Annotated in this window: 18 protein-coding genes; 5 read left to right on the forward strand and 13 right to left on the reverse strand. The window is 65.9% G+C overall.

All coding sequences use genetic code 11. The annotated features are described in order from the left end of the window. Positions 1-234: 234 nt before the first annotated feature. Positions 235-1,269, reverse strand: coding sequence for a LacI family DNA-binding transcriptional regulator (locus tag ACEN9G_RS25200; RefSeq protein ID WP_413338187.1), 1,035 nt, complete (start codon positions 1,267-1,269; stop codon positions 235-237). A gap of 295 nt (positions 1,270-1,564) precedes the next feature. Between ACEN9G_RS25200 and aroE the strand changes: the two genes are divergently transcribed. From aroE to ACEN9G_RS25215, 3 genes are all read left to right on the forward strand, one after another. Next, positions 1,565-2,416, forward strand: a complete 852-nt coding sequence (aroE, locus tag ACEN9G_RS25205) for a shikimate dehydrogenase (RefSeq protein WP_413338189.1) — start codon at positions 1,565-1,567, stop codon at positions 2,414-2,416. A 94-nt stretch (positions 2,417-2,510) separates the two neighbouring features. After that, positions 2,511-3,233, forward strand: a complete 723-nt coding sequence (locus tag ACEN9G_RS25210; protein ID WP_413338190.1) for a ribonuclease activity regulator RraA — start codon at positions 2,511-2,513, stop codon at positions 3,231-3,233. Positions 3,234-3,330: 97 nt separating this feature from the next. Continuing rightward, positions 3,331-4,236 (forward strand): SMP-30/gluconolactonase/LRE family protein, encoded by a 906-nt coding sequence (locus ACEN9G_RS25215; protein ID WP_413338192.1) that lies wholly within the window; start codon positions 3,331-3,333, stop codon positions 4,234-4,236. 82 nt (positions 4,237-4,318) lie between these two features. Here the strand turns inward: ACEN9G_RS25215 and ACEN9G_RS25220 are convergent, their stop codons facing one another. The 11 genes from ACEN9G_RS25220 to ACEN9G_RS25270 all read right to left on the reverse strand — a co-directional run bounded on the left by ACEN9G_RS25220 (position 4,319) and on the right by ACEN9G_RS25270 (position 19,830). Next, positions 4,319-7,045, reverse strand: a complete 2,727-nt coding sequence (locus tag ACEN9G_RS25220; protein ID WP_413338194.1) for a TonB-dependent receptor plug domain-containing protein — start codon at positions 7,043-7,045, stop codon at positions 4,319-4,321. A gap of 29 nt (positions 7,046-7,074) precedes the next feature. Beyond that, positions 7,075-7,806 (reverse strand): ribonuclease activity regulator RraA, encoded by a 732-nt coding sequence (locus tag ACEN9G_RS25225; protein WP_483127131.1) that lies wholly within the window; start codon positions 7,804-7,806, stop codon positions 7,075-7,077. Continuing rightward, positions 7,803-8,585 carry a polysaccharide lyase family 7 protein gene (locus ACEN9G_RS25230; RefSeq protein ID WP_483127132.1) on the reverse strand — a complete coding sequence of 261 codons (783 nt, stop codon included), beginning with the start codon at positions 8,583-8,585 and terminating at the stop codon, positions 7,803-7,805. The genes ACEN9G_RS25225 and ACEN9G_RS25230 overlap by 4 nt, the downstream gene beginning before the upstream one ends. Next, positions 8,582-9,340: a GDSL-type esterase/lipase family protein gene (locus ACEN9G_RS25235; protein ID WP_413344694.1), complete on the reverse strand. Its 759-nt coding sequence runs from the start codon at positions 9,338-9,340 to the stop codon at positions 8,582-8,584. Before ACEN9G_RS25235 ends, ACEN9G_RS25230 begins: the two co-directional genes overlap by 4 nt. Continuing rightward, positions 9,321-10,631, reverse strand: a complete 1,311-nt coding sequence (locus ACEN9G_RS25240) for an MFS transporter (protein ID WP_413344696.1) — start codon at positions 10,629-10,631, stop codon at positions 9,321-9,323. Before ACEN9G_RS25240 ends, ACEN9G_RS25235 begins: the two co-directional genes overlap by 20 nt. Then, positions 10,628-11,617 carry a sugar kinase gene (locus ACEN9G_RS25245; protein ID WP_483127133.1) on the reverse strand — a complete coding sequence of 330 codons (990 nt, stop codon included), beginning with the start codon at positions 11,615-11,617 and terminating at the stop codon, positions 10,628-10,630. Before ACEN9G_RS25245 ends, ACEN9G_RS25240 begins: the two co-directional genes overlap by 4 nt. Next, positions 11,614-13,620: a DUF4962 domain-containing protein gene (locus ACEN9G_RS25250; RefSeq protein WP_483127134.1), complete on the reverse strand. Its 2,007-nt coding sequence runs from the start codon at positions 13,618-13,620 to the stop codon at positions 11,614-11,616. The genes ACEN9G_RS25245 and ACEN9G_RS25250 overlap by 4 nt, the downstream gene beginning before the upstream one ends. A gap of 17 nt (positions 13,621-13,637) precedes the next feature. Further along, positions 13,638-14,393 (reverse strand): SDR family NAD(P)-dependent oxidoreductase, encoded by a 756-nt coding sequence (locus tag ACEN9G_RS25255; RefSeq protein WP_483127135.1) that lies wholly within the window; start codon positions 14,391-14,393, stop codon positions 13,638-13,640. Between the two features lie 34 nt (positions 14,394-14,427). Further along, a complete protein-coding gene (locus ACEN9G_RS25260) occupies positions 14,428-15,468 on the reverse strand; it encodes a LacI family DNA-binding transcriptional regulator (protein WP_413339445.1) in 1,041 nt (346 codons plus the stop codon). Positions 15,469-15,484: 16 nt separating this feature from the next. Then, positions 15,485-17,941 (reverse strand): TonB-dependent receptor, encoded by a 2,457-nt coding sequence (locus ACEN9G_RS25265; protein WP_413339444.1) that lies wholly within the window; start codon positions 17,939-17,941, stop codon positions 15,485-15,487. Positions 17,942-18,309: 368 nt separating this feature from the next. Further along, on the reverse strand, positions 18,310-19,830 hold the full coding sequence (locus ACEN9G_RS25270) for a hypothetical protein (RefSeq protein WP_483127136.1): 1,521 nt from the start codon (positions 19,828-19,830) through the stop codon (positions 18,310-18,312). 398 nt (positions 19,831-20,228) lie between these two features. On the opposite strand from ACEN9G_RS25270, the gene ACEN9G_RS25275 reads away from it, so the two are divergent. Then, entirely contained in the window at positions 20,229-20,915 is a 687-nt protein-coding gene (locus ACEN9G_RS25275) for a CE1 family esterase (RefSeq protein WP_483127137.1), read from the forward strand. A gap of 78 nt (positions 20,916-20,993) precedes the next feature. On the opposite strand, the gene ACEN9G_RS25280 is transcribed toward ACEN9G_RS25275, so the two are convergent. Continuing rightward, entirely contained in the window at positions 20,994-22,427 is a 1,434-nt protein-coding gene (locus ACEN9G_RS25280) for a sugar porter family MFS transporter (RefSeq protein WP_413339438.1), read from the reverse strand. A 236-nt stretch (positions 22,428-22,663) separates the two neighbouring features. Here ACEN9G_RS25280 and ACEN9G_RS25285 point away from each other — a divergent pair, with 236 nt between their 5' ends. Beyond that, the gene (locus ACEN9G_RS25285) at positions 22,664-24,856 is read left to right on the forward strand and encodes an OsmC domain/YcaO domain-containing protein (protein WP_413339437.1); all 2,193 of its coding nucleotides are present in this window, start codon (positions 22,664-22,666) and stop codon (positions 24,854-24,856) included. Positions 24,857-25,071 lie beyond the last annotated feature (215 nt).

Consider the following 25,071-nt stretch of genomic DNA (forward strand, 5'->3'; position numbering starts at 1 on the left):
TACCGCGTGCCGATCACCATCTCGTCGAGGATGGCCAGCCCGGTGCGAGCCAATCTACAGGATAAATCGTTCGGGTGCAACGATTTAGTGCATCGATTTAGTTGATCGGCAACGGCGCATGGTTGCAGCCAATTCGTATGGGAAGAATGTGCCGGTCATCATGCCGGCGAGGAAACTTACGCCGGTTTGGCTGGCCGCGATCGCGTCATGATGTCCTCATGTCGCGCTTGCAAGTTAGCGCGAGGGCGGCGCGGTCGATGCCCGCACGATCAGCTCCGGCGCGAACAAGGCGCCGCCGGGGGCGGAGGCGGGCGCCAGGATGCGCTGGACCGCTGCGTCGGCCATGGCCTGGATCGGCTGGCGTATGGTAGTCAGCGCCGGATCATGGGCGGCCGCGAAAAAAATGTCGTCGATGCCGATCAGCGAGCAATCCGCGGGAATCCGCTTGCCCAACTGCTTGAGGCCGACCCCGACGCCGATTGCCATCATGTCGTTGATGGCAATGGCCGCGGTCGGCCTGGAGGGCGCCGCCAGGATGCGCGCCGCGCTGCTGCGGCCCATCCCGAACAACTGGGTGTCGCCATGCGGGTCGCTGGGTATGTCGGACGCGTCGGTAATCAACAACTCGCCGCTGATGCCGGCTTCGGCGACGGCGTGCTGGAAACCGCGCACCCGCTCCTGCCGGTTCAGGGTGAAGGGCGGGGGCGTCAGGAGCGCGATCGCACGGTGGCCGAGCGCGGCCAGGTGCGCCACCGCGATCCCGGTGGCAGCCGCGTTGTCCATCGAAATGGTGTTGATGTGGGAATGGCGCTCGTCAGTTTGCTTGATGTCGAACGCCACCACCGGACAGCGCGCCGCAATCGATGCCAGGTGATCGGTGTCGCTGAGTGCCGAGCCGGTGATCACGCCCTGTACGCCATACGCCAGCAGGTCTGCCGTCAGAGTGCGCTCGCGCTCCGGGTCGCGAAATGTGCTGAAGGTCATGACGTGACAATGGTAGCGCGCGGCGGCGGCCTCCACTGCGCAGGCCAGCGCCCCGAAGAACTGGTTGGCCAGCGACGGCACGAGCAGGCCGACCATGGCGGCGACGCCGGTCTTGAGCTGGCGCGCGGCAATGTTCGGGCGGTAGCCCAACTGCTTGATCGCCCATTCGATTTTGGCCTGCGTCTCCGGGCGCATTTGGCCCATCCGGTTGTTCAGGTAGTTCGAGATGCTCGAGGGGGATACGCCCGCCAGGCGCGCGACGTCCTGAATCTTTGGTTCGCTCATGGTTTCTCAATCGGCTCAACATCCGGCGCACAGCATTGTCGCCTGGACAACCGCATTATAGTCCATGGTTCTAGTAAAACGTTGCAAATGAGAGCCCCGCGAAATGCAGCGTCATCCGGCAGGACACCTTGAAACCGATTGCATCAACCTGGCGAGATCCCCCGAGACCGATTGATGCCCGGTTGACGCGAACACGATTTGACAGTAACCTGCGCTGCCGCTACTAAATCGTTACAGTAAATCGGTTTAGTGTGGCAGAGCGTGGGAATCTCATACAAATTGAAAGAAGCAACGAATGAACGCACCTGATCGATACGCGGTGATCGGCCATCCGGTCGCCCACAGCAAGTCACCCCAAATCCATGCCGCGTTTGCCGAGCAGACCGGACAGAATCTCACCTATGAGCGCTTGCTGGCCCCGCTGGACGGCTTTGCCATCTCCGTGCGTGGTTTCGTGGCGCAGGGCGGCAAGGGTCTGAGTGTGACCGTACCCTTCAAGCTCGAGGCGCACGGGCTGGCCGACACGCTGACCGGGCGCGCCCGTGCGGCCGGCGCGGTCAATGCCCTGCATATCGTCGATGGACGTATCGTGGGCGACAACACCGACGGCGCGGGCCTGGTGCGCGATATCGAACACGGCGCAGGTGTCGCGCTCAAGGGCAAGAAGGTCCTGATGCTCGGCGCGGGCGGCGCGGCGCGCGGTGCCATCCTGCCGCTGCTGCAAGCGGGCGCGGCATCGCTGACGATCGCCAATCGCACGGCGGCGAAGGCGGCCGGACTGGCTGCGGGGTTTGCTGCACACGGGACCATCCTGGCCCGCGATTTTCATGCCCTGCAGGGCAGCTTCGATGTCGTCATCAACGCCACGTCGGCCAGCATGGACGATCAGTTGCCGCCAGTGCGCCCTGATGTGTTCGCGTCCGGCGCCCTGGCTTACGACATGATGTACGGCAGGGAGCCAACCGTGTTCATGCGCTTTGCGGCCGAGCACGGCGTAGATACGCGAGACGGCCTGGGCATGCTGGTCGAACAGGCCGCGGAAGCCTTTCTACTGTGGCGCGCAGTGCGCCCCGACACGGCGCCGGTGTACGCCGCACTGCGTGCCGGCGACCAGCGCACCCCGCCGACAGCGGAACCATCGCAATGAAGCGGCTGCCACCGTGTCGACCGCAAGCATCCCTCACGGTGCGGGCACCGGGCAGGTGGCATTGATCATATCGACTATTTAACCGGACCAAAACATGACTCAAGCAGTATCCCGCAGCACATTAGACACCCTCAAGACCGTCAGCACCGCCACCCTGACTTCCTTGCTGTATAAACGTGGCTTTCGCAATGTGTTCATCCAGGGGGCGCGCCCGCTCAAGCCCGGGCAGCGCCTGGCCGGACCGGCTTACACCTTGCGCTATATCCCGTCGCGCGAGGATCTGGACGGCATCGAGACCTTCCGCGACCCGCGCCACCCGCAGCGCGTGGCGGTCGAGGAGATCCCCCCTGGCGCGGTGCTGGTCATGGACTGCCGCGGCGATGTCTCGGTGGCGTCGGCCGGCAGCATCCTGGCCACGCGCATGCAGGTGCGCGGCGCGGCCGGCATTGTCACCGACGGCGGATTGCGCGATGCCAGCGGTATCGCCCGGCTCGCTATGCCGGCCTGGTGCTCCGGCGCCTCGGCGCCGACCAATCTGATCCGTCACCATGCGCTGGACCTGAACGCGCCCATCGGCTGCGGTGGGGTCCCCGTGTATCCCGGCGACATCATGGTCGGCGATGACGACGGCGTGGTATGCATCCCGGCCCACCTGGCCGAGGAGATCGCGCGCGACGCGCTCGAGATGGAGCGTTTCGAGGACTTCGTGCTCGAACAGGTGGCGGGCGGCGCATCGATCATCGGCCTGTATCCCGCAACGGCGCCGGAGACCTTGCCGCTCTATGAAGCCTGGCGGGCACGCCGCGGCGCCGAATAACCACGACACCCGGCGTGCGGGGAAACGGGCTGGGCGAACAGTGGCGTTTCCCTGGATGCGGCGAACCGGCGCTTCAAACCATCATGCAAGGATCCACATGACTCACATGACAAACACACACGGCGTCGACATGGTCGCCGGCGTTCGCTGCAGCGTGGGGGAAAGCCCGCTGTGGTGCGCCGACCAGGCCGCATGGTACTGGGTCGACATCCTGGCCAGGACGATCTGGCGCCTGGATGCGGCGTCGGGCCGGCTCGACACCTGGCAAACGACGGAAATGGTCGCATCGATCGCGCTCAAGCAAAGTGGCGGCTTGATAGCGGGCATGGAGAGCGGCATTTTCAGCCTCGAACTGGGCAGTGGCCCGATGGCTGCCGAACAGAAGCTGGCGACGCCGGCCGGGGGCCTGGATCCCGGCATGCGTTTCAACGACGGTCGTTGCGATCGCCAGGGGCGATTCTGGAGCGGCACCATGTGCGCGGATATTGCCGCCAACCGGCCGCTGGGCAACCTGCATCGCTACACCGCGGAGCACGGCGTATCGGCGCCCATCGTCTCCGGCCTCCTGGTGCAGAACGGCCTGGCCTGGTCGCCCGATGGGCGCACCATGTATCTGTCCGACTCGCACCCCCGACGCCAACTGGTGTGGGCATTCGACTACGACGTCGACGAAGGCATGCCGGGCAGGCAGCGCCTGTTCGTCGACATGAATGCGTTTGCCGGGCGGCCGGATGGGGCGGCGGTCGACAGCGACGGCTGCTACTGGATCTGTGGCAATGATGGCGGGTGCATCCTGCGCTTCACGCCGGATGGAAGGCTGGACAGGCGCATCGATGTACCGATGTTGAAACCCTCCATGTGCAGCTTTGGCGGCGCCAGGCTCGACACCCTGTTGGTGACGTCCATCTCCGCCGGCAAGGTCGAGGGGGACGATTGGGCCGGGGCGGTCGTCATGCTGCGCCCCGGCGTCACGGGCGTGGCGGAAACACCGTTTCACGGTTGAGTGCGCCGATGCCGGGCGAACCCGGCATCGATGCGGGCACTGTAACGTTACAGTCACCCGCCGTGGAAAAGCTGCCGCCCGTTCAGAACGAGTAGGTCGCTCGCAGGTTGAACGCGCGGCCCACCGGACTGGCTTGCCCGCTGAGGTAACCCTCGTTGCGGTAGTTCGCGGCCGGCGGGTCGCGGTCGAACACGTTGTTCACCCCGCCCATGATCGACCACTTGCGCGAACCCGTGTAGGCGAGCGACCAGTTCACCAGCAGGTAGGGGTCGATGCGGTGGTAGAACAGGGAGCCGGCGTTCAAGTCTTCAAAGCTCTGCCGGTACTGCTCCGACAGCGTCGAGCTCCAGTGGCCGCCGCTGCTGCGCCATTTCTGCGACGCCGTGTAGCGCCAGCGGTAGGTGAACACGTTGGCGTCGAGCGGGCCGAAGGTGTTGACGCTGTCGATCCAGGGGCTGTCGTTGGTCAGGCGGGTGCGGAAGCTGTGCACGTAGGTGCCGTCGAACTGGACGCCGAAGGTGCCCCAGCGCGTGCGCGGCAGCGTGTAGGTGGCCGTCACGTCGATGCCGTCGGTGCGCTGGCCGCCCATGTTGTTCAGGCGGTCGTCGATGTACAGCAGGGCGTTGGTCTTCGGATCGCGTACGAACAGGCTCGCGTATTGCGGCTGGAACAGCGTGGCCTGCGCCATCTGGCCGATTGCGTCGCGCAGGCGCACATTCCAGTAGTCGAGCGAGACCAGCAACGACCTGGTCGGCGTGAGCACGACGCCGAAGTTGATCGTACGCGACTTCTCGGGCCCGATCGAGGGGTTGGCGCCGGTGTTGATCGGGAGCCTGGCGGTGCACACCGTGGTGGGCGAATAGCCGGGCAGGGCGGTGCCGCCCGAATTGCCGCCTGGCGCGCCGCCCGGGCACAACAGCGGGTCGTTGTAGGTCGTGGTTGTCACGCCGGTGGGGCCGTTGACGGCGCCGAAGTAGCGCTCGCCCAGCGTCGGCGCGCGGAAGCCCGTGCCGACCGCGCCGCGCAGCATCAGCCAGCCGGACGGCTTGTAGCGGAAGCTGATCTTGGGATTGGTGGTGCTGCCGAAGTCGTTGTAGCGGTCCGTACGCACGGCGATGTCGACGTCCAGTGCCTTGGTCAGCGGCGCGTCCAGTTCCACATACATCGACGCGACGTTGCGTGACGCGTGTACGTCGAGCGCGGCGGTGGCGGAGCCGGTCTGGCCGCCGGACAGCGCGACGGTTGGCGGCACGAACGAGCGGCCAAAGTCGTGATAGGTCGTGGCGCCGGCGGCGACGGCCAGCGGGCCGCCCGGGAGCGGCATCAGTTCCCGGGTGATGGTGAGGTCGGCGCCGGTCAGGCGCGTCAGTCCCTTGCCCGCCAGTTCGCCGTTGGTCGAGATACTCGCGAGGTAGGCTTTCCCCTTGTCGTCCTGCAGGCCGAAGGGATTCAGCACGCCGTTGGCCACGCCGGCCAGGAGACCATAGCTGTTGACGAAGCCGGAACGGAATGAGGAATTGGTCGCGTAGACCGCGTTCCATATACCGACCTTGTAGTCCCAGGCGCCGAGGCGGCCTTCGTCCTCGAGCGTCACGCGCGACTGCGACTTCTGGTAGTTCAGCACGGTCGGGCCGAGGTCGCCGATCAGCGACCAGGCCAGCGTCAGCGTCTGGTCGGTGATGCCGGCCATCGCGGGCGTGATGCCCTTGCCCGGATAATACGGGCTGCCCGGCGTGATGGTGAGGGCCGGGAAATTCTGGATCGAGGCGTCCAGGCCCGTGGTCGGGTTCTTTACCGGACGGACATAAATCGTGGAATACAGCACCGTGGCCGTCAGCTTGTTGTCCTCGGATAGCATCTTCGAGCCCTTGAGGAATAGCGAGGACTGCTTCTTCGCCGTGGTCAGCGTCAGCGTGTTGGCGTTCGCGATCGCCGAGCAGGTGTTGCTGGTGCCGGGCTTCGAATACGGCGGCAGGCAGCCGCGGTCGAAATAGGGGTTGCCGGTGATGGTCTTGTTGCCGACCTTGGTCGAGCCGTTGGCCAGCGTGACGTTGGCCGGCACCGCGTTGGTGCCCTTGGTCAGGTGCGGTGCCGCGAAGCCGGCGCTCATCAGCCGTTCGGTACTGGTGATGTTGGGGCGGGCGTCCTGGCCGAGCGGAATGTTGTTGTTCAGGTCGCCTGTGACGTAGACATTCCAGCCGTCGCTCGATAGATTGCCCTTGCCGGCGATGAAGGAGAGCCCTTCGGTCTCGCCGCCGCCGCTGCGCTGCGGCACGCTGCCCTTGACCGTGAACGAGGCGCCGCTGTACGCCTTCTTCGTGACGAAGTTGATGACGCCGCCGATGGCGTCGCTGCCGTACACCGACGAGGCGCCGTCGCGCAGCACCTCGGTGCGGTCCAGGGCGCTGACAGGGATCGTGTTCGGGTCGATTGCGCTGTCGGACAGGCGCTTGCCGTCGAGCAGGACGAGGGTGCGTGCGGTCCCGATGCCGCGCATGTTCGCGCCGTTGCCGTTGCCGGCGCCGGTGGCCGGCTCGTAGTCGGCCGCGGTCGACATCGACATCAGGATGTCCGCAACCGTGATCGCGCCTTGGGCGACCCAGTCCTCGGCCTTGGTGACCGTGACCGGCAGCGCCTGGTCGGCGGCGGCGCGCTTGATGCTGGAACCGGTGATCTCGACTTTGCTGACCGTGTCTGCGGCCGGCGTTTGCTGGGCGCGGGATGCGGGCGCCAGGCCCAGCAGGGCCAGGGTGACTGCCGCGGCGATCGGTGCGCGGGTGAACTGGCGGGGGTGAATTATCGTATGCAAAACCTTATCTCCTTGGTGTTGTAGTTGGTTTATTGAGCAGTGCGCGCAGCCAGCCACGTTTCGAAGCGTGCGCGGGTCTCGGGTGCCGTCGGCGGATACAGGCCGATGATGCTGGCGCCGTTCGCCACTTCCTCGAGCACGAAATCCTCGAAGCGCTCCTGCTCGGCGCCGTCGCGCGCGACGTCGTGGGCCAGGTGGGCCGGGATGCAGACCACGCCATCGTCGTCGCCGACCATGATGTCGCCCGGATAGACGGCAACCCCGCCGCAGCCGATCGGCGCATTCAGGTCGAGCGCATGATGGCGGATCAGGTTGGTCGGCGCCGACGGGCCCGAGCACCAGGCCGGCATCTCCAGGCGCGCGATGCCTGCCGCGTCGCGCAGGCCGCCGTCGGTCACGATGCCCGCGACCCCGCGCACCTGCATGCGGGTGGCCAGGATGCTGCCGGCGGACGCCACCGAGACGTCGCCGCGGCAATCCATCACGAGCACGGCGCCCGCCGGAATCCGTTCCACGGCGACGCGCTGCGGGTGGCCCGGGTCGCGGAAGACGTCGATGCCGTCAAGGTCTTCGCGCGCCGGGATGTAGCGCAGCGTGAACGCGGGACCGGCCATGCGCTGTCCGGTCTTGAGCGGACGTGCGCCCTGGATGAACACGTTGGCCAGGCCGCGCTTGAACAGCTGCGTGGTCAGGGTGGAGGTGGAGATCGTCTTCAGCGTCGCCAGCAGGTCAGGGTCGATCGGCAGGCCCGGGGCGGTCATGGCTGGGCTCCTTCGCGCTCGAAGACGGTGTTGGTGAAGTCGACGTGCTCGGCCGTGATGCGGTTGGCCGCGTAGTAGCGGTCCCATTGGGCGCTGCTGATCGTGTGCTTGCCCGTGTCGGGGTCGAGCGCCTGCAGGTAATCGCCGAACTTGAAATAGATGACGCGCTCGTCCCCCTTGATGCGGGCATGCCCTTCGCGCCGCACGCCGTCGGGACCGACGGCCGCCACGCTCGCATCGCCGCCGCTGAACCGGATGTCCAGGTCGAACGGCTGGCCGGAGCGCACCGTGCCCAGCGCCGTGGTGGCCTCCTTGCCGTCCGTGCCGGGCATGCGCACCAGGATGTCGAACACGCCGTTGCGGCCGTTGCCGTCCAGGCCCTGGCGGTCGGCCGTGTCCTGCACGTAGACCTTGACGATCGTGTCCAGGCCTTCGACGTGGTACTGGGCGACGATGGTCTTGGCGCCGTCCGGCATCCGCGGCGTCACGCGCGCGGCGAAATGCTCGTGCGTCTGCGCCGCGCTGCGACGCAGCTTGCCGGCGATCTTCAGTTCGTTGCGATAGCCATGGCCATGGCCGGAATCGTACTTCGAGTCGAGCGCGCTGAAATGCAGCGTGCCGTCGTAGGGCGCCGCGTACGGCGTCTTGCCTTCGACGTCGAACCAGCGTTCCAGCGCGTCGCGCGGCGTGAAGGCCGGCGCGGCGGAAACGGGATGCGGTGCGGTCGTCAGCGACGCCAGGGGCAGGGCGAAGGCCAGACTACGGACGGTGTTCTTCATTTGAGCATCTCCTGAAGCAGCGGTTGCATGGCGTCGGCCCACAGCTGGTAGCCTGCGGGACCGGGGTGCAGCTGGTCCGGCATGATGGTGGCGGGGATCTTGCCGTCCTGGCCCAGGAACACCGCGTTGATGTTCAGGAAGCGGATGTCGCGGCCGTTGTCCAGCAGGGCCAGGTCGCGGTTCACGGCGTCGATGGTGCGCATGCGCCTGGCGGCTTCCTCGACGCCCGCTTCGGTCACCGGCTTGCCGGTGCGGTCGCGCGGGCCGCGCGGAAAGATGCCGAGCACCAGGATCTTCGTGTCCGGCAGCCTGGCGCGGATCATGCCGACGATCTTGCGGTCGGCGGCCGCGATCTCCTCGGGCGGGTAATCGAGGCTGTTGTTGGTGCCAAGCATGAAGACCACGAGCTTTGGCGCAATGCCGTCCAGTTCACCGTGCTCGATGCGCCAGATCACGTGGTTGGTACGGTCGCCGCCGATGCCGAAATTGGCCGGCTGGTACTTGCCGTAATAGGTCTCCCAGATGTGCGGGGCGATGTGCCAGCGCTCGGTGATCGAGTCGCCCAGGAACAGCAGCCCGATCGGGCCGCTCTTCGCGCGCGCCAGGATGGCTTCGTGTTTTTTCAGGAACACGCCGTCGTCTTTCTTCTCGACCGCCTGCGACGCGCCCGGTTTGTTCGAAGCGGCTTGTGCATGGAAAGGGCTGGCCGCGAGCGTGAGCGCCAGCAGCAGGGAATTACAGAACGCAGGTTTCATCGAGGTCTCCAGTCTTCTTGTGGGATGGGTGGGGCTGCACGCGATCGACGCGACCGCCCAGCCAGAGGGATAGGAATACGAGGGGCAGCAGCAGCGCGCCCAGGATGAAGAAGGGCGTGTAGTCGCCGCCCACGGTCAGGGCCGGCACCAGTTGCATGCAGACGATGACGCCGAGCACGGCCGAGGTGCCGCTCAGCCCCGCGAGGGTACCGACGGTCTGGCCGGAGTAGAAATCGCTGGGCAGCGTCTGGATGTTGGTGATGGCCGCCTGGAAGCCGAACAGGATCACGCCGATGGCGAGCACCGCCAGCACTGGCGTGGCGGCCGCGGCGCTCAGGATCAGGGCCGGGAACATCAGCAACAGGCCGGCCGCGATCACCGACTTGCGGGCCCGGTTCACGCTCCAGCCGCGGGCCAGCAGCCTGCCGCACAGCCAGCCGCCGGCCAGCGCGCCGACCGCGGCGCCGACGTAGGGCACCCAGGCGAACATGCCGATCTCCTTGACGTCGAAGCCGAAGCGCTCGTTCAGGTACAGAGGCAGCCAGCTGACGAACAGCCACCAGACCGGATCGATGAAGAAGCGCGCGGCGATCACGCCCCAGCTCTGGCGATGACGCAGCAACTGGGCCAGCGTGGGGACGTATTCGCCGTGCGCCGTTTCGGCGCCCCGTGGGCCGGACAGGATCAGCGCGCGTTCGTCGGCGCCGATCCACGGGTGCGCGGCCGGGCCGGCTTTGTACACGATCAGCCAGGGGACGATCCAGATGAAGCCGAGCGAGCCGATCAGCACAAAGGTCGCTTTCCAGCCGTACGCCGCATACAGCAGGGCGACCAGCGGCGGCGCGATCACGGACCCGAGCGACGCCCCGGCGCCGAAGATGCCCTGGCCGAGCGCGCGTTCGCGCACCGGAAACCATTCCGCGATGGCCTTGGTGGCGCCGGGCCAGTTGCCGGCTTCGCCCACGCCCAGCATCGTGCGGAACAGGCCGAACGACAGCGCCGAGCGCGCCACGTAGTGCAGTGCGATCGCGCCGGACCAGACCAGGATCGACAGCACGAAGCCGATCCGCGTGCCGAGGGCGTCGAACACCTTGCCGAACAGCGACTGGCCGACGGCATAGCCGATCAGGAAGATCGTCACGATGTTGGCGTAGTCGCGCTTGTCCATGCCCAGTTCCGATGCGATGCCGGGCCACATGACCGCCAGCGCCGAGCGGTCGATGTAGTTGATGACCGTCGCCACCGCCACCAGCGAGATGATCAGCCAGCGCAAGCCTTTGATGGTTTTCATGCCTGTGTCTCCATATTGGTTCTCGTCCTGCCGATGCGGGCCGGCACGTCGGCCAGTTGCGCGCGGCCCGGCAAGCCTTCGCAGTCGCCGCGGAACTGCACCACGCGGGCGCCGATGGCGCAGCCGCGCGCAGCTGCTGCGCGCAAGTCCAGGCCGTCGAGCAGGGCGCTGATGACGCCGACCGCGAAGCCGTCGCCGGCGCCGACCGTGTCCACGACGCGGGGCACCGGCACGCCGGGCACGACGCCTGGCTCCACGTCGGCGCCGGCGACGTAGGCGCCTTCCGGTCCAAGCTTGACGACCACCTGCCGCACGCCCCGTTCGAGGTAGTAGCGGGCGATGCCGGCCGGGTCGTCGCAGGCGGTCAGGAGCCGTCCCTCGGCCAGGCCCGGCAGCACGATGTCGGCTTCGCAGGCGAGCGCGTTGACCGTCTCGATCATCGCGGTCCGCGATTGCCACAGGCGCGGCCGCAGGTTCGGGTCGAAGCTCACCGTGCGGCCGCCGGCGCGGGCCTGGCGCGCCAGGGCAAACGCGAGCTCCCTGCAGCCGCGCGACAGGGCCGGACAGATGCCCGTCAGGTGCAGCAGGCGCGCCCGTCCGAAATCGCTGTCGGGCGCCGGCATGTCGCGTGCCGACAGGTGACTCGCGGCCGAGCCGCGCCGGAAGTATTCGACCTCGGGATCGGCGCCGTCGGCGGCCATCTGTTTCAGCATCAGGCCGGTCGGGTAGCGCGCGTCCAGCCACAGGTGGCGCAGGTCGAGCCGCTCGCCGGCCATGAAGGCGCGCAGGTAGCGCCCCGGGCTGTCCTGTCCCAGGCTGCCGATGTAGCCGACGTGGAAGCCCAGCCGGGAGAGGCCGACGGCGACGTTCAATTCGGCGCCCGCGGTGGCGCGCTCGAATTCGTCGACGGCCTCCAACGGGCCCGGCGTGCGCGCGATCAGCAGCGCCATCGCCTCGCCCACGGTCACGACGTCCGGAACCGTCATGGGCGGCGCTCCGCGATCGACAGCGTGGTCACGAGCGTGGCGGCGCGGCTGGCGGGCAGCGACAGCCGCAGCACCGTGCCGCGTTCCTCGGTCGGGCCGCGGTCGACGTGGCCGGGCGGTCCGGCGGCAACCACGATCCCCGGTTCGATCACGGCCTTGGCGGCCGCCGTGGCGACGTCGACCGCCAGCGCGGCCGGGGCGCCCTGCACGAGATAGCGCCGGGCGCCGGCCTTGGCGATGGCGCCGTCGCCATGGACCTGCGCGGTCAGCACCACGGGCTTGCTGGCGCGCAGCGTATCGGTCACGGTCCACGCGCCGCGGGCATAACGGAAGTGCCGCTGCAGCTTTTCCACGCCGAGTTCGGGGCGGTAGGCACCGGCCAGGTCGGCGACCAGGTCGGCGCCGTCGGGGCCCAGCTTGACGCTGGCGAAGCGGATCGCGTCCAGGCGACCATACGGGTAATCGCGGAAGGCGTCGTGCCCGCCGCCCTCGTTGGCCTGGCCGTGGCCGTCGATCAGCAGCGTATTGCTCAATCGGCTGGTCGGGATACCCGCATAGCCCATCGGTCCGGTCAGGTAGGTGCCGGCGCCGTACAGGATGAAGCTGCCGGCGTCGGGGTGCGCGTGGCCGGTCTCGAGATGCCAGTCGGGCAGCTTGCCGATCAGGGACGCGACGTGGTGGCCTTCCGGCGGTCCGGCGCGGAACGCGAATGCGGTGGCGCGCGGCGTCCAGTCGCTGCGCCAGTACACGGTGCCGAGGTCGTCGAAATGGTGGTAGGTCGGCAGTGCCGCCATCGACGCGGTCTGGATGGCCGGGTCGCGCCACAGCAGGGTCCAGAAGTCTTCCGCGCAGACGTGACCGAGCGAGGCCATCCAGTCGGCCACGCCTTGCGCCTGCGGGTCGGAAAAGCGCGCGGCCAGCCGGTACAGCAGGTTGTAGTTCGAATTCAGCTTGCCGCCGGGGTGCGTGCGCGCCGGCTCCTCGCCCTTGCGGGCGCGCGTGACCGGACCCTCGAACACGTCGCCGAAATCGTACACGTCCTGGCCGTTGGGCGTCAGCGAGTGCGCCATGTACAGGTGGGCGCGGCGCAGGGCCGGCGTATCGTACAAGTCGTCGCCGGCGGCGTGGGCGAAGGCATCCAGCGCGTGGACGATCCACGGCATCGAGAAGATCCAGTACTCCACGCCTTCGTAGAAATATCCGTCGGGCGAGGCCACTTCGAGCACGCGGCTGAAGATGGCGCGCGCCAGGGCCGCCCAGCGCGCCGCGTCCGGCGTGTCGTCCCACAACGCGTAGGCGGCCACGGCCAGGCCGGCGACCGGGATGAAGCAGTGGTTCTGGCTGTACGAGTACGACTTGCCCGGCGCCGGCATGAAATGCTCGGCCAGGATGCCGGCCTGGCGCACCAGCTTGTCGCGGTAGCGCGTGCGCTCGGCCGGTTCGAGCACGTCGTACAACAAATCGTAGCCTGCGCCCAGGCCGTACAGCAGGTGGCCGGCGGCCAGGTCGATGTCGGGTTTGCTGTAGGTATAGCCCCATACCGGGTAGCTGACGGCGGCGTCCATGTAGCGCCGCGCGGCTTCGAGGTAGCGCGCGTCGCCCTCGATGCGGTAGGCCAGGGCCGCGCCGATGATGCCGATCGCGGTATCGTTCTGCGCGCGCCGTTTCTGCGCCGGCGCCTTTGCCGGCGGCTGGCGCAGGGCGACCAGGCTGGCCAGCGCGGCCTGCCATTGCGCGCGGTGGCTGCCCCTGGCGCGCCGGCGCAACTGGTCCAGGCCGTCGGCGGTGACGAAGACGCGCGGATGCACGCCCTGCAGCTCGCGGCGCAGCGGTGCCGGGTGGGCGGCCATGAGGGTCTGCAAGGGATGCGGACCGGCCGTCGGCATGCCCTGGCCGGTGCCCAGCGATTCGCGTTCGTCCTGTGCCAGGGCGTTTTGCAGGGCCAGCGCCGGCAGCGACAGGCCGGCGCCCAGGAAGCGGCGTCGTGTGAAGGTGGAATTCATCGCGTGCTCCGTTCCGCTCAGTACAGGCCTAGGCCGCCGTTGACCTGGACGATCTCGCCGGCCAGGAAGGCCGCGCGTTCGGAAGCCAGGAAGACCACGACATTGGCCACGTCCTCGGGCGCGCCTTCGCGCCGTACCGGCGTGCGCTCCGCAATGGCCTGGCGGTTGGCCGGCGTATTGAACGTGTCGTGGAACCGGGTGGCGATCAGGCCCGGCGCCACCCCGTTGACGCGGATGCCCAGCGGACCGGCCTCCTTCGCCAGCGCGCGCGTGAACCCGGCCACGGCCGCTTTCGACGCGGCGTAATGGGTCGAACCCGGGCCGCCGCCGTCGAAGGCCGCCAGCGAAGACATCGTGACGATGGATCCGCGCCGGCGTGGCTCCATGCGCCGCATGGCCGCCTGGCAGATCGCGAAGGTGCTGGTGAGATTCAGGTTCACGGCGTCGTCCCACAGGGACAGCGGCATCTCGGCGACGCGGCAGCGCTGGATCAGGCCGCCGATGTTCGCGAAGACGACGTCGATCTCGCCGATCACGTATTCGGCTTCGACGAACACCCGTTCGGCCGCGCCGCTATCGCTCATGTCGGCCTGGATCGCATGCGCGCGCCGGCCCATTGCGCGAATCTGTGCCACGACCTCGTCGGCCTCGGCGCCGCTGCTCCAGTAGGTCAGTACGACGTCCGCGCCCGCCTGCGCCAGCGCCAGCGAGCTGGCCTTGCCGATGCCCGATGCGCCGCCGGTGACCAGTGCTTTTTTTCCGATGAGTTCCATATCCTTTGTCTTCCTCTTCATGGTTGTGGTGTTGCTAGGTACGCGGTGCGGCGGTCGAGGCCCGGACGACCAGTTCCGGTGCGAACAGCCCGCCGTCGTCGGCCGTGGCGAAGCCAGGTGCCACGATACGCTGGACGGCGGCGTCCGCCATGGCCTGGATCGGCTGGCGCACGGTGGTCAGGGGCGGATCGTGGGCGACCGCGAAAAAGATGTCGTCGATGCCGATCAGCGAAAAATCGCGCGGCACCTGTTTGCCCAGCTGCCGCAGGCCGACGCCGATCCCGATCGCCATCATGTCGTTGATGCCGATCGCCGCGGTCGGCCGGCTCGCGGCCGCCAGCAAGCGCGGCGCGGCGCTGCGCCCCAGTTCGAACAGCTGGGTATCGCCGTGCGGGTCGCGCGGCGCCTCGTTCGCGTCCGCGATGATCAGTTCGCCGGTGAGCCCGGCGCGTGCAACGGCCTGCTGGAAGCCCTTCAGGCGATCCTGGCGGTTCAGCGTGTACGGCGGCGGCGTCACCAGCGCGATCGACCGGTGCCCCAGGGCGGCCAGGTGCTCGACGGCCAGCGTGGTGGCGGCGACGTTGTCGACCGAGACGGTGGTGATGCGGTCGTGGTTGTCGCCGGAACGCCGGATATCGAAGGCCACGACCGGACAGCGCGTGGCGATCGTCGCGAGATGGTCGGTATCGTTCAGGGCCGATCCCGTGACGATGCCTTGCGCGCCGTAGGCCAGCAGGTCGGCCGTGACGACGCGCTCGCGGTCCGGATCGCGGAAGGTGCTGAAGGTCATCACCTGGCAGCCATGGCGTGCGGCGGCCGTCTCGATCGCGCAGGCCAGGGCGCCGAAGAACTGGTTGGCCAGCGATGGCACCAGCAGGCCGACCATGGCCGATACGCCGGTCTTGAGCTGGCGCGCCGCGCTGTTGGGGCGGTAGCCCAGTTGCGCGATCGCCTGCTCGATCTTGAGACGGGTGTCCGGCCTCATCTGTTCCATCCGATTGTTCAGGAAATTCGAGACGCTCGTGGTCGAGACACCGGCCAGCCTGGCGACGTCCTGGATTCTGGGTTCGTTCATGGTGTCGGCCGGGCTGTCAGAACGTCATGTCAAGCCGGATCGACGTGTAGCGGAAGGCGTCGCGGGCCGGCTGCCAGCCATACGACTTGATGTCGGGTCCGCTGGTCTGCTTGAAATTCAGGAAGGAACCGACGTTGCCGACCGCGTAGTGTTTGTCGAGCAGGTTGCGCACGCCCACGGACAGCTTGTAGCGACCCCTGGCGTCGCTGACGTGGGCGCCGAGGTCGAGGATGCCGTAGCCCGGGCGGTCGAGGCCCGGGTCCTGGCTGATCGCGCCGCGCACGGCCGACTGGGTGCGCCACTGGGCATTCACCGCGACCGGATAGGGTAGCCACGCGGCTTGCGGCAGCGTGTATTCGGCGCCCATCGACAGCTTCCACTTGGGCGAATTCGGCATCGCGCCGCCGCTGGCGTCGCGCAGGAAGGCGCCGGGCACCAGGCGGTTCGGGATCGTGCAGTCGGTCGCGCCCGTGTAGCAGGCCCCCTGGTCCCAGGAGCGGATCGTGGCGCGCGTGAAGGCCAGGCTCGCGTTCAACAGCAGCGCGCGCGTCGCCAGTACGGTGGCGTCGGCCTCGAAGCCGCGCGTCTGGATCGACGGGATGCTGTACAGGACGCTCGCCTGGCTGCCGTCCGAGAAGCGCTCCGTGGCCGAGGTCTGGTAGTCGCGGAACCGGGTCTGGAAGACGGCGGCGTTGAACGTGGCGCGGTTGTGCCACAGGTTGGCCTTCAGGCCGGCTTCCAGGCTGACCGCCTTCTCGGCCGCCAGCGGCAGGTGGGCGAACACGTTCGGGTTGTTGGCGCCGCTGGTCATGTCGTAGGCGACGCCTTTGTTGCCGGTGGAGGCGGTGCCATAGGCCATCACGTCCGGCGTGACGTGGAAGCTGTAGCCCAGCTTGCCCGTCACCGCCGTTTCCTTGTGCTGCGGGGCGACGTAATAGTGCTCGCCGGTGTGGACGTTGTTCGGCGCCGACGACGAGAGGCTGTCGATCGTATGGAAGGAATAATTGTTGGCCTCGCGGTTCAGGCGCAGGCCGGCACTCACACTGTGGCGCGGCGCGAAGTCCCAGTTCGTGTTGGCATAGATCGCGTGGTTGAGGACGCCCGAATCGGTGAGGTAGTTGGTGAAATTTGTTTCCTTCACAAACGGGTTGCCGCGGTAATACGTCCGATAGATCGTATTGCGCGACGCCCACACGCCGACCAGGTAGCGGAATGCACCGCCGTCCGGCGAGGTCAGCCGGAATTCCTGGGTCGAGGTCTTGCTGGCGGTGGTGCCGTTGAGCATGGGCGGATCGGCGATGCCGGACGGCTTGCCGCTCGCGTCCACCTGGTAGTAGGTCGAGATCAGGTCGATATTGTCGTTGTCGCGGAAGTCGTTCGACAGGTTGTTGTCGACCGAGGTGATCGAGGTCAGGGCATGGCCGGCGAGAGGCGAGCCGTCCGGGAACGCATAATTGACGCGCACGCCGACACCGCGGTCGGTCGACTCCAGCCCGGTGGGCGAATCGTTGCGGATCTCCCGGTTCCACGGGCCGATGTGGATGCCGCGCAGGACGGCGGTGTTCGACAGCGCCGTGTATTTCTTGTTGTACAGGTAGCCCACGCCCGGATCGATGGCGACGATGGCGGCCGTGTTCCCGGTCGACAGCGAGTGGTCGAAATGCGGGGCGATCATCAGGTCGAGGTCGGGCGTCACCCGCCACTGCAGCTTGGCCAGGAAGCTCCTGCCGCCCGAGCCGTTCTGCATCGTGTCGTTGGTCAAGTTGTGCAGCATCCCCGGAAAGTTCGTCTTGCTGGCGTAGAGGCGCAGGCCGACGTCGTCGCTCAGGCGCCCGCTCAGGGCGGCGGAGGCGCGGTATTCATGGTCGCTGGTGCGGTACAGGCTCACGCGCGTCCGCATTGGCCCTGATCCGATCGGCTTGGTCGTCATCAACACCGCGCCGGCGATCGAACTCTTGCCGAACAGCGTGCTTTGCGGACCCTTCAGCACTTCCACGCGCGCCACGTCGGACGCATCCTTGAACGCCTGCTGCGCCTGCGCGTAAGGGATGTCGTCGACCAGGACCGCGACGTCGCCCTCGATGCCGAGGTTGTTCGAGGTGGTGCCGATGCCGCGCATGTTGATGCTGTTGGTGCCGACCTGGGTCCCGACCGAGATCGACAGGGCGGGAGACAGGTTGACGATGTCGACCAGCTCGCGCACGTTGTTCCGCTGCAGGGTTTCCTCGCCCAGCACCGAGATCGATGCGGGGACGTCCTCGAGCTTTTCGACCCGGCGGTTGGCCGTGACCACCACTTGCTCGAGCTTGGGCTGCGGGGAAGAAGAAGCTTGCAGGTCTGGCGGCTGCAGCGAGTCGTCGTTGCTCGGCTGTTGCGCCTGGACGGGCGCCCAGGCCAGCAGGGCCAGCGTGGTCGCGGTGGCGATCGGGACGCGTGGGAAGCGCGTGGGCCTGGCTACGGTTCTACTCAACATATCGTCTCCTTCATTATTTTTATTTCAACTCACGCCGTCTTCTGTATCGTTACAGTAAATGCTTAAAAAAAATCGGTTGGTTCAGGGACTGATCTGACGTGGACTCAGCATCTGTATCGATCTACTGTAGCGATGCAGTGAAGGATATACGAACGGTTCGGCGAGTCAACTGTTTTTTATTCATGAACGATCCGGCGCGGCAGATGCGGTCGCCGTCATCAGGTAGCGCACGACGTTCTGGTATGGGCATGACGAGATCGGCAAAGGATCTTTCTGTCCCTGCGCTGGATGTTGCGCATCCCGCCGGGATGGATGCCAGCCGAGGCGTCCGGGAAAGCGCGGGCGCCAGTTGTCCGGACAACAGGGCGTCAGGGCGGGGCCGGGGTCGAGGTCGACAGCAACTTCATCACCTCGCTCGCGTCCTTGCCGGCCTTGATCGCTTCGAGCGCCTTTTGCACGCGCGCCGCCTGGGCCGGATTGTGGGGATTGTTGCCCAATGGGGCCAGCGCGGCGGCGGCTCTGTCGCGCCGGTTGTCGAGCAGATTGACCGAGAAATCGAATAACGCGTATTCCCATACGGCCGGCGCCAGGTAATGCGCAGTGTCGGCGGCATTCAGCACGTTCGCATCCGGAAAATTCGGCTTGTTGCTGAAGCTGCGTGCCAGGTAGTACAGGTTCGGGGCGTCGAGCTTGTTGGCGCGGTAGGCGCTAATGAAGAACCCGCGGGCCTGGTCCATGCGTTCGGATTTCGCCGCGCCTTCCGCTCTTTCTGCCTGGGCGAAACGCACTCGGCCCATCAGGTAATTCACCTCGAAATCGTCGGGACGTGCGGCGTGGATCTCGGTGAGGGCAGTGTCCGCCTCGCCGAGTTCGCCAAACAGCAATTGCGCCTTGGCCAGATCGAGGCGGTATTGCGGATCGCCGGCGAGCGCCGTCTTCCGGGCGGCGATGCCTGCCAGGAGCGTCTTGCCGTACTCCCATGAAGGGCAGGTGGTCAGGAGCGACGCCTTCAGCACGTATTGCTCCGAACCCTTGGGCAGGCGCGTGACGCGGATCGACGATTCCGGATAATCCGCAAGCGGCACGTTCATGAACAACATGTTCTCGCTGTAGCGTTGCAGCACGCGCTTCAGCATATCGATCTTGATGCCGGTGGCGCTCTCCCAGCTGGCAATGGGATCGGCGCCGCCGCCCACCGCCGTGAAATAGGCATACAAAGCCCTGCTGCGCGCGGGATCGCTGAGCATATAGTGCGCGAGCAGCCAGGACTGCGCGTAGAAGCGCCAGACCGTGCGCGTATCGGCATCCTTGTCGCCGTCGATGCGGAATTTGGGATCGAGGATCTTGTCGAAGCCGATCCAGTTCTCCGTGCCCAGCGTGTAGCTGCGCATGGTCGAGGATTCGCCGATGGAAATCGAGCCGCGGGCCGGATAGGCGGTGCTCAGGTATTCCGCGAAGCCTTCGATGAACCAGGCCGGGTAATGGGTGCGCGCATGCTGGAACGTCACGTGGTGCGCATATTCGTGAAACAGCGTCGTCAGGTTCTGCTCTTGCCGGCTGTAACCCGGCGCCGTTGCGTACGCTTTGCTGCCTTCGCCGCAGTGGAAATACACGCCGCCCACGTTGTCGGAGAAATTCGGGCGTACGACTTTCATCTGCGCCGGATCGTCGAGTAGATAGACCTGGAACTTCGCCTGCGCGGTGCCCCCGGCCCCGGTCAGCAGCATGTTCGTCAGCGTGCGGAACGCTTCGAGTTTCTGAACGTAGCTGACCGTCTTGGCTTCCGTCGTGCTGCTGGTGACGACGAAATGCTCGGACTCCGCCCGCACCCAGTCTTCGGCGGCGTGAGCCGATACGCCGAGGCAGGCGGACAGTCCCAGGACCCGCAAACATGTTCCCAACACTGTCATCGATGGATCCCCATTTATTGTTACATTTTTGCAATTAGTTCCTGTTGTCAATACTACCGCAGCGATGGCCGCTTTTCTCGTCGGAATTCGAAAACATGTCGGTTCCTGGCGAAAAACATAAAACACCGTGGCGAACGCGGCCATTAGAATCGGGCGAAAAAACATCCGGTCACCGACCCGACCCAACGCTTTGACAAGGAGGAGATATGAGACATGCAGGGGCCGCGTTGGTATTCGCCACGCTCGTTGCTTGCGGAGGGGGCACAGGCGCCGCCGGCACTTCGACACCAACACCCGCGTCGGCATCGCCACCTCCCGTCGCCGTGCCCGCTACCGGCACCGCGGGCTGCGGCAGCGGTTCCAAGTTGACGACCGGCATGCATTCGCTCACCAGCGACGGAACCGAGCGCAGCTACTGGATCGAACTACCGGCCACCTATGACCGCAACAAGGCCTATCCCGTGATCATCGGGCTGCACTGGCGCGATGGCAGCGCCGCCGATGTCTACGGTTGGAGCGGCTTTTTCGGTCTGAAGAATTTGTACGGCGACAATGCGATCTTTATTGCCCCGCAGGGCCTGGACAAGGGGTGGGCCAACACTGGCGACCGCGACATCCGCTTCCTGCGCGCCATGATCGGCGACGTCCAGCAGGGCACGTGCACCGACCCTCGGCGTGTGTTCGCTACCGGCTTCAGCTTTGGCGGCATGATGTCCAACGCCATCGGATGCCAGATGGGCGACGTGGTGCGGGCGATCGTGCCCATGGCCGGTTCGCTCTGGAGCGGCTGTGCCGGTTCTTCCTACAAGGTGGCGGCCATGTTCGTCCACGCCAAGGACGATAACACCGTGCCGTACTCGGCGGGGATGGAGGCGCGCGATGTTTTCCTCAAGCGCAATAGCTGCAGTGCCGCCACGGTGCCCGTGGGGAGTAACGGCTGCATGGAGTACCAGGGCTGCGACAGCGGCAAGCCCGTGGTTTGGTGCGGCACCGAGACGGGTGGCCACTGGTACCCGGGTTTTTCGGCGCAGGAATCGAAGGCCTTCTTCGATCGGTTCAAGTAGTCCCGGAAAAAACGAAAGGTCGTTGATGATGCGGATGCGCTCATCAACGACCTTTTGCTTGGGGGCTACCGCGCGCGATCAGCCTTCCATCTGCTCCAGTTCCTTGCCGCGCGTTTCATGCACGTAGCGCAGCACGAAGTAGACCGAGATCACTGCGGCCACGGTGTACAGGCCGTAAGCGCCCGCCAGGCCGATGCTCGCGAGCAGCATCGGGAAGGTCACCGTGATCAGGAAGTTGGACGTCCATTGGGCCGCGCCGGCGACCGCCAGGCCCGAGCCGCGGATCTGGTTCGGGAACATCTCGCCCAGCATGACCCACATCACCGGACCCCAGGAAATGTTGAAGAAGATCACGTAGATATTCGCCGCGGCCAGGGCGACCACGCCCATCGTGCCGGACAGGGCCAGTTTGCCGTTCGCGTCGAGCGAGGCGCTGGCAAACGCGAACGTCACGATGCCGAGCGTCACCGCCATGCCGGCCGAGCCGATCCACAGCAGGGGTTTGCGGCCGATGCGGTCGATCAGGAATACCGTGACGATGCAGGCGCCGATGCTCAGGCCGCCCGACAGGACGTTGATCAGCAGGGCATCGCTTTCGGAAAAGCCCACGGCCTGCCACAACACCGCGCCGTAATAGAACACCACGTTGATGCCGACCAGCTGCTGGAACGTCGCCAGGCCGATGCCGACCCACACGATCGGGCGCAGCTTGCCGGTCGTCTTGTTGACCAGGTCCGACAGGCGCGGACGGTGGTGGTCTTCGGCCAGCGACACATCGATCGCGGCGAACTTCGCGCGGGCCGAGGCTGCGCCGTACAGGCGTTGCAGCACGGCCAGTGCTTCGTCCTTGCGCTTCTTGGCGACGAGGAAGCGCGGGCTTTCCGGGATCGTCAGCAGCAACAGCAGGAACAGCACGGACGGGATGGCCATCATCCAGAACATCCAGCGCCATGCCTCCTGTCCCAGCCACAGCACGCCGGTCGAGGCGCCGGCCGCGTGCGCCAAGAAATAGTTGCTCAGGAAGGCGCAGAACAGGCCGCTGATGATGGCGATCTGCTGGACCGTCGCCAGCCGGCCGCGGTAGCGGGCCGATGCCACTTCGGCGATGTACGCCGGCGACATCACGCTGGCCGCGCCGACCGCGAAGCCGCCCAGCACGCGCGCGGCGACGAAGACGACCGAGCTCGTTGCAAAGCCCGCGCCCAGTGCCGACATCAGGAACATCACGGACGAGATCAGCAGCACGGTACGGCGGCCCCAGAGGTCGCCCAGCCGGCCGGCGGTGAAAGCGCCGAGCGCGCAGCCCAGCAGCATCGACGCGACTTCGAAGCCGAGTTCGGCGTCGGTCGAATGGAAAGCCTGCTTCAGGCCGTCGACGGTGCCGTTGATGACGCCGCTGTCAAAACCGAACAGGAAGCCGCCGATCGTGGCGACGCAGCTGATCAGGACGATGAGGCGGGTATTTTCCGCCTCCTGAATGGTGTGTGTGCTCTCGACGGCACTGGTGTTCATACAAGTCTCCTTGGATAGTCTTGGTTTGTCATCGCCGTCGGTGCAGGTCTATAACATTCTGTACCATCAAACCAATAGCGCTAACATCTTGTCGAGTCTGTACGATTTCCGTTCTCGTGTCAATGCATTCCGAGACCCTGCATTCGCCCGCGGGCAATGGATCGGGTAAGATGCGTGCCTTACCCTGCAAAGCCCTGTATTCACGGGGCTTTGTGTTGAAATACTAGGAATCTCCGATGGAAATCAAGGTCAACTTTCTCGACAAGCTGCGTCTGGAAGCCAAGTTCGATGACTTCACGGTCATCGCGGATCAGCCGATCCGTTACAAGGGCGATGGCTCGGCGCCGGGCCCGTTCGATTATTTTCTGGCCTCGTCGGCCCTGTGCGCGGCGTACTTCGTGAAGCTGTACTGCAACACCCGCGATATCCCCACCGACAATATTCGCCTGTCGCAGAATAACATCGTCGACCCGGAGAACCGTTACAAGCAGATCTTCAAGATCCAGGTCGAACTGCCGCCGGACATTTCGGAGAAGGACCGCCAGGGGATCCTGCGTTCGATCGATCGCTGTACCGTGAAAAAAGTGGTGCAGACCGGGCCCGAGTTCGTGATCGAAGAAGTCGAGAACCTGGATGCCGACGCGCAGGCGTTGCTGACGTTGCAGCCTGGCGCCGACGCGGCCACCTATATTCCCGGCAAGGACCTGCCGCTGGAACAGACCATCGCCAATATGTCCGGGCTGCTGGCCGGCCTCGGCATCAAGATCGAAATCGCATCATGGCGCAACATCGTGCCCAACGTGTGGTCGCTGCATATCCGCGACGCGCACTCGCCGATGTGTTTTACCAACGGGAAGGGCGCGACCAAGGAAAGCGCGCTGGCGTCCGCGCTGGGCGAGTATATCGAGCGCATCAGCAATAACCATTTCTATGCCGGCAGCTACTGGGGCGAGGAGATCGCCAACGCCGCCTTCGTCCATTATCCGGACGAGCGCTGGTTCCAGCCCGGCCCCGACGATGCAGTGCCGGACGAGATCCTCGATGCGTACTGCCGCGCCATCTACGATCCGGAAGGCGAATTGCGCGGCTCGCATCTGGTCGACACCAATTCGGGCAACGTGGCGCGCGGGATCGTGTCGCTGCCTTACGTGCGGCAGTCGGACGGCGAGACAGTCTATTTCCCGTCCAACCTGATCGAGAACCTCTACGCCAGCAATGGTATGAGCGCCGGTAATACCCTCGCCGAAGCGCAGGTGCAATGCCTGTCGGAGATTTTCGAACGTGCGGTGAAACGCGAGATCCTGGAAGGCGAGATCGCGCTGCCGGACGTGCCGCAGGAAGTGCTGGCGAAATACCCGGGCATCGTGGCCGGGATCCAGGAACTGGAAGCGCAGGGTTTTCCGGTGCTGGTCAAGGATGCGTCGCTGGGCGGCGCCTATCCCGTCATGTGCGTGACCCTGATGAACCCGCGGACGGGCGGCGTATTCGCCTCGTTCGGCGCGCACCCGAGCTTCGAGGTGGCGCTGGAGCGGAGCCTGACCGAACTGCTGCAGGGCCGCAGTTTCGAGGGCCTGAACGATCTGCCGCAGCCGACCTTCGCCAGCGAAGCCGTGACCGAGCCGTACAATTTTGTCGAGCACTTCATCGATTCCAGCGGCGTGGTGTCGTGGCGCTTTTTCAGTGCCAAAGCGGACCACGATTTCGTCGAATGGGATTTCACCGCGCAGGGCGACAATGCCAATGCCGAGGAAGCCGCGACGCTGCTCGGGATTCTCGAGGAGATGGGCAAGGAAGTGTACATGGCGGTGTACGACGAACTGGGCGCCACGGCGTGCCGGATCCTCGTGCCCGGCTTTTCGGAAATCTATCCCGTCGAGGATCTCGTCTGGGACAACACCAACAAGGCGCTGCTGTTCCGCGCAGATATCCTGAACCTGCACCGCCTGGACGACGACGCCCTGGCCGCGCTGCTGGATCGCCTGGAAAACAATGAGCTCGACGAGTATTCGGACATCGCCACGCTGATCGGCATCGAGTTCGACGAGAACACGGAGTGGGGCCAGTTGACAGTCCTCGAGCTGAAGCTGCTGATCCATCTCGCGCTGCAGCAGTTCGAGGAGGCGCACGAACTGGTGGGCGCCTTCCTGCAATACAACGACAACACCGTCGAGCGGCGCCTGTTCTACCAGGCGCTGAACGTGGTGCTGGAGGTGGTGCTGGACGACGAGCTGGAGCTGGACGACTACGTGACCAATTTCCGCCGGATGTACGGCAATCCGGGCATGGACGCGGTGCTGGGTTCGGTCGACGGCAGCGTGCGCTTCCACGGCTTGACCCCGACGAGCATGAAGCTGGAAGGGCTCGACCGGCATCATCGCCTGATGGACAGTTACCGCAAGCTGCATGCGGCGCGGGCCAGGTCGAGGTAAATGCGTGGAGAAGAGCCCCTGATTCCAGGGGCTTTTTCTTTGGTCGCATGCTGTTGTTATCCGATCACACACAAGTATTGACATTGGATTCATTCTCAGCAGACAATGGTCCTGAATTTGGCAACGTTTCCAAATTTTTTTTCATCGGATTTGGCAACGTTTCCAATTTAGCTGTCGCACGCGGCTGATCGGACGCGTCGCAAGAGGAAGACGAC

The organism is Massilia sp. Masssp94 (genome assembly GCF_059491305.1).

Bases quoted from the DNA above. Each gene is read 5' to 3' on its own strand.
- ACEN9G_RS25200 (WP_413338187.1), bottom strand. From the start codon at position 1,269: ATGAGCGAACCAAAGATTCAGGACGTCGCGCGCCTGGCGGGCGTATCC.
- aroE (WP_413338189.1), top strand. From the start codon at position 1,565: ATGAACGCACCTGATCGATACGCGGTGATCGGCCATCCGGTCGCCCAC.
- ACEN9G_RS25210 (WP_413338190.1), top strand. From the start codon at position 2,511: ATGACTCAAGCAGTATCCCGCAGCACATTAGACACCCTCAAGACCGTC.
- ACEN9G_RS25215 (WP_413338192.1), top strand. From the start codon at position 3,331: ATGACTCACATGACAAACACACACGGCGTCGACATGGTCGCCGGCGTT.
- ACEN9G_RS25225 (WP_483127131.1), bottom strand. From the start codon at position 7,806: ATGACCGCCCCGGGCCTGCCGATCGACCCTGACCTGCTGGCGACGCTG.
- ACEN9G_RS25230 (WP_483127132.1), bottom strand. From the start codon at position 8,585: ATGAAGAACACCGTCCGTAGTCTGGCCTTCGCCCTGCCCCTGGCGTCG.
- ACEN9G_RS25235 (WP_413344694.1), bottom strand. From the start codon at position 9,340: ATGAAACCTGCGTTCTGTAATTCCCTGCTGCTGGCGCTCACGCTCGCG.
- ACEN9G_RS25240 (WP_413344696.1), bottom strand. From the start codon at position 10,631: ATGAAAACCATCAAAGGCTTGCGCTGGCTGATCATCTCGCTGGTGGCG.
- ACEN9G_RS25245 (WP_483127133.1), bottom strand. From the start codon at position 11,617: ATGACGGTTCCGGACGTCGTGACCGTGGGCGAGGCGATGGCGCTGCTG.
- ACEN9G_RS25250 (WP_483127134.1), bottom strand. From the start codon at position 13,620: ATGAATTCCACCTTCACACGACGCCGCTTCCTGGGCGCCGGCCTGTCG.
- ACEN9G_RS25255 (WP_483127135.1), bottom strand. From the start codon at position 14,393: ATGGAACTCATCGGAAAAAAAGCACTGGTCACCGGCGGCGCATCGGGC.
- ACEN9G_RS25260 (WP_413339445.1), bottom strand. From the start codon at position 15,468: ATGAACGAACCCAGAATCCAGGACGTCGCCAGGCTGGCCGGTGTCTCG.
- ACEN9G_RS25265 (WP_413339444.1), bottom strand. From the start codon at position 17,941: ATGTTGAGTAGAACCGTAGCCAGGCCCACGCGCTTCCCACGCGTCCCG.
- ACEN9G_RS25275 (WP_483127137.1), top strand. From the start codon at position 20,229: ATGCATTCGCTCACCAGCGACGGAACCGAGCGCAGCTACTGGATCGAA.
- ACEN9G_RS25280 (WP_413339438.1), bottom strand. From the start codon at position 22,427: ATGAACACCAGTGCCGTCGAGAGCACACACACCATTCAGGAGGCGGAA.
- ACEN9G_RS25285 (WP_413339437.1), top strand. From the start codon at position 22,664: ATGGAAATCAAGGTCAACTTTCTCGACAAGCTGCGTCTGGAAGCCAAG.